At 71.2% G+C, this 4,087-nt stretch carries 5 protein-coding genes; all 5 read left to right on the top strand.

Annotation, left to right across the window (positions count from 1 at the left end; genetic code table 11):
* A partial coding sequence (locus tag G6017_RS10710) for a DUF58 domain-containing protein (RefSeq protein WP_182617305.1) occupies positions 1-649 on the top strand: 649 nt, incomplete at its 5' end.
* Complete coding sequence (locus G6017_RS10705; RefSeq protein ID WP_182609846.1) at positions 646-1,626, top strand: VWA domain-containing protein; 981 nt, start codon at positions 646-648, stop codon at positions 1,624-1,626. The genes G6017_RS10710 and G6017_RS10705, both read left to right, overlap by 4 nt.
* Positions 1,627-1,680: 54 nt before the next feature.
* Entirely contained in the window at positions 1,681-2,412 is a 732-nt protein-coding gene (fabG1, locus tag G6017_RS10700) for a 3-oxoacyl-ACP reductase FabG1 (protein ID WP_182617303.1), read from the top strand.
* Between the two features lie 2 nt (positions 2,413-2,414).
* The gene (gene inhA / locus G6017_RS10695) at positions 2,415-3,242 is read left to right on the top strand and encodes an NADH-dependent enoyl-ACP reductase InhA (protein WP_179525295.1); all 828 of its coding nucleotides are present in this window, start codon (positions 2,415-2,417) and stop codon (positions 3,240-3,242) included.
* The coding region (locus G6017_RS10690; RefSeq protein WP_182617301.1) for a ferrochelatase at positions 3,239-4,087 on the top strand (849 nt) is incomplete at its 3' end. The genes inhA and G6017_RS10690, both read left to right, overlap by 4 nt.

Here is a 4,087-nt window from a genome sequence, read left to right as displayed (position 1 = left end):
TCTCGTGGAGGCGGCCGCGGCCACCGTCGGGTTCCTGTCCGCCGGGGGTGGCAGTCGTGTCGGCATGGTCCTCACCGGCGCCGGGCGGCCCCGGGTCCTCCGTGCCACGAGCGGGCGCGACCACGTCAGGCGGCTCCTCGAGGAGGTCACCCGCGCCCCGGCCCGGGTCTCACCCGGTGGGACCCTCGACGACGCACTCCGCGCCGCCCGGAACGCCGCCCGACGGCACGGACTGGTGGTGGTGATCTCGGACTTCCTCGCCGACGTCGACTGGGAACGGTCCCTGCGCGTCCTGGGGGCCCGGCACGAGTTCCTCGCTGTGCACACGGCCGACCCCCTCGACATCGCACTTCCCGCTGTGGGCGCCGCACTGCTCCAGGACCCGGCCACCGGCGAGGTGCTCGAACTGGACGTCGACGACGCCCTCGCCGCCGACTACCGCCGGGCCGCGGACTCTCATCGCGCGGAGGTCCACGCCGCCCTACGCCGCTGTGGCGCCCCGGTCCTCGCCCTGCGGACCGACCGGGACTGGATCAGGGACGTGATCGACTTCGTCGGCGCACGCCGCCAGGGTGGCCTGCCCACCGGGGAGAACCTCGTCAGGGACCTGCCCGACGACCATCCGACACCGGGAGGAACGCACCGATGAGCCTGTCGGAGTTCCAGCACCCACTGTGGCTGGTCCTGGTGGTCGTGCCACTGGCCCTCGCGATCGGATACGTGATCGCGCTGCGATCCAAGAGGCGCAGGACCGTGCGCTTCGGCAACTTCGGCGTCCTGCGGACCGTCGACCGTGGCGGTCGACGCTGGTTCACCCACGTCCCCGCGGTGCTGCTCATCCTGTCGCTGCTCGCCCTGGTGGTGGCGCTGGCCGGGCCGCAGAAGGAACAGAAGGTGCCGCGGAACCGCGCGACGGTCATGCTCGTCGTCGACGTGTCACTGTCCATGGAGTCCACGGACGTAGCGCCGTCCCGCCTGGAGGCCGCGCAGCAGGCCGCCACGACGTTCGCCAACAACCTCACCCCGGGCGTCAACCTGGGACTGGTCTCCTACGCCGGAACGGCCTCGATGCTCGTGGCACCCACCACCGATCGGGGACCCGTGGTCCGCGCCGTCGAGCGACTCCGGCTGGACGAGAGGACCGCGACCGGCGAGGCGATCTACACCGCCACCCAGGCCGTCACGACGTTCACCGAGAGCCTCGGTGGCACCGACCAGGCGCCGCCGGCCCGAATCGTGCTGCTCTCCGACGGCAAGGAGACCGTCCCCGCCGACCCGACCGAGGAGCGCGGGGCCTTCACCGCCGCCGAGCGCGCCGAGGAGGCCGGCATCCCGATCTCGACCATCTCCTTCGGCACCCTCTACGGGACAGTGGACATCCAGGGTCGCCCGCAGCCCGTCCCCGTCGACGACGCCTCGTTGCGCACCATCGCCGAGATCTCGGGGGGTGACTTCTTCACCGCCTCCAGCCTCGAGGAGCTCGACTCCGTCTACCGCACCCTCGAGGAACAGATCGGGTTCGAGTGGAAGAAGGCCGACGCCTCGCGGCCGTGGCTCGTGATCGGGTCCCTGCTGGCGATGCTCGCCGCAGCCGGATCCCTGGTGGCACACCGCCGCATCCCGTGACGGGTCCGCGCACCCCCACCGGGTCACCCCTGACGGTTCGATAGGTTGGTGCACATGGTTCCCGACAGCACGCCCACCCCCACCCCCCGGACGGTCCTGGTGACCGGGGGCAACCGCGGCATCGGACGCGCCGTGGCCGAACGACTCGCCGCCGACGGCCACCGGGTGGCGGTGACCCATCGAGGGTCCGGTGCGCCCGACGGTCTGTTCGGAGTCCTGTGTGACGTCACCGACCCCGACTCCGTCGACGCGGCGTTCACCGCGGTCGAGGCCGAGTACGGCCCGGTCGAGGTGGTGGTGTCCAACGCCGGGATCACCGACGACACCCTCCTGATGCGGATGAAGGACGAGCAGTTCACCCGGGTCGTCGAGGCGAACCTGTCCGGCGCGTTCCGGGTGGCCAGAAGGGCCTCCCGGGGGATGCTGCGCGCCAGGTTCGGCCGACTCATCTTCATCGGATCGGTCGTCGCCCAGTCGGGCACCGCGGGCCAGGTCAACTACGCCTCGTCGAAGGCCGGCCTCATCGGGATGGCCCGCTCACTGACCCGGGAACTCGGCTCGCGCAACATCACGGCCAACGTCGTGGCCCCCGGGTTCATCGACACCGACATGACCGCCGGGCTGGACGACAAGACGCAGGCCCTCGCCGTGGCGGCCATCCCGCTCGGCCGGAAGGGCAGCGCCGACGACGTGGCGGGGGCCGTCAGCTTCCTCGCGGGGGACGACGCCGGCTACATCTCGGGTGCCGTCCTGCCCGTCGACGGCGGTATGGGAATGGGGCACTGACCATGAGCGAGAACACCCGCACCGGGATCCTCTCGGGCAAGACCATCCTCGTCACCGGGGTGATCACCGACGCCTCGATCGCCTTCCACATCGCCAAGCACTGCCAGCTCCACGGCGCCACCGTCATCCTCACCGCGTTCGGCCGGCCGTCGCTGGTGCGGGCGATCTCGAAGCGACTGCCCGACAGGCCCGCGGTGATCGAACTGGACGTGCAGAGCGAGGAGGACCTCGCGGCGCTCGAGGGCAGGGTGCGAGAACACGCCGAATCGCTCGACGGGGTGGTGCACTCCATCGGGTTCGCGCCGCCCAGTTGCCTCGGCGACCCGTTCCTCGACGCGCCCTGGAAGGACGTCTCCGTCGCCGTGGAGGTCTCCGCCTATTCGTACGCGTCCCTCGCCAGGGCCGTGCGCCCCCTGCTCAACCCCGGCGCGTCGATCATCGGACTGGACTTCGACCCGCGGTTCTCCATGCCCTTCTACAACTGGATGTCCGTGGCCAAGAACGCCCTGGAGGCGGTCAACCGCTACGTGGCCCGAGAACTCGGTCCGGAGGGCGTGCGGTCCAACCTCATCGCCGCCGGCCCCGTCAAGACCCTCGCGGCCAAGGCCATCGCCGGAGACGCGCTCGGTCCCGGCGGAGAACTGGACCAGATGCAGGACGAGTGGGCCAGGCGCGCCCCCCTGGGGTGGGACGTGAACGACCCCACCGCGGTGGCGACCACCGCGGTGGCGCTGCTCTCGGACCTCATGCCCGCCACCACGGGAACAGTGATCTATGCAGACGGTGGAGCCGGCACCGTCTCCTTCAGCGGACAGGAGAACCACAGATGACCGATGGTGAGCTCGAGGTGACCGGGCCCGTGGACGCCCTCCTCGTCCTGTCCTTCGGCGGGCCCGAGGGACAGGAGGACGTCATCCCCTTCCTCGAGAACGTCACCCGCGGGCGCGGGATCCCGGCGGCGCGACTCGAGGAGGTCGCCACCCACTACCGACAGCTGGGTGGCCGCAGCCCGATCAACGACCTCAACCGCGAGATCATCGACCACGTCGAGGAGGAGCTCGCCCGCAGCGGCAGGGACCTGCCGGTGTACTTCGGGAACCGCAACTGGACCCCGATGATCGAGGAGACGGTCCGGCAGATGACCGCGGACGGCGTCCGGACCGCGGCGGTGTTCGCCACCTCCGCGTGGGGCGGCTACTCCGGCTGTGCGCAGTACCAGGAGGACATCGCCCGCGCGCGCGAGCAGGTCCCCGGTGCGCCCTCGATGGTCCGCCTGCGACAGTTCTACGACCATCCCCTGTTCATCGAGCGGTTCGCGTCCGATCTCCGCGCCGCCCGGGAAGCGGCGGCGCCGGGAGCCCGCGTCGTCTTCACCGCGCACTCGGTCCCCGAGGCGGCGGACGCCGTCGCGGGTCCGCCCGCGCTCGGAGGTCGTCTCTACAGCCGTCAGGTCGCCGAGGCGTCGCGGTTGGTGGCCCGCGCGGCCGGGGTCGACGATCACGACCTGGTCTGGCAGTCCCGTTCCGGACCCCCGAGCGTGCCGTGGCTCGAGCCCGACGTGGTGGACCATGTCCGTGGACTGGCGGAGGACAGCGGCGTCCGTGACGTCGTGATCGTCCCGATCGGGTTCATCTCCGACCACGTCGAGGTGATCTGGGACCTCGACACCGAGCTG

This window comes from Dietzia sp. B44, from assembly GCF_014145245.1.
GTDB classification, from domain to species: domain Bacteria; phylum Actinomycetota; class Actinomycetes; order Mycobacteriales; family Mycobacteriaceae; genus Dietzia; species Dietzia natronolimnaea.
The sequence above is the reverse complement of the archived record's forward strand: the minus strand, read 5'-3'. Positions and strand labels throughout refer to the sequence as shown.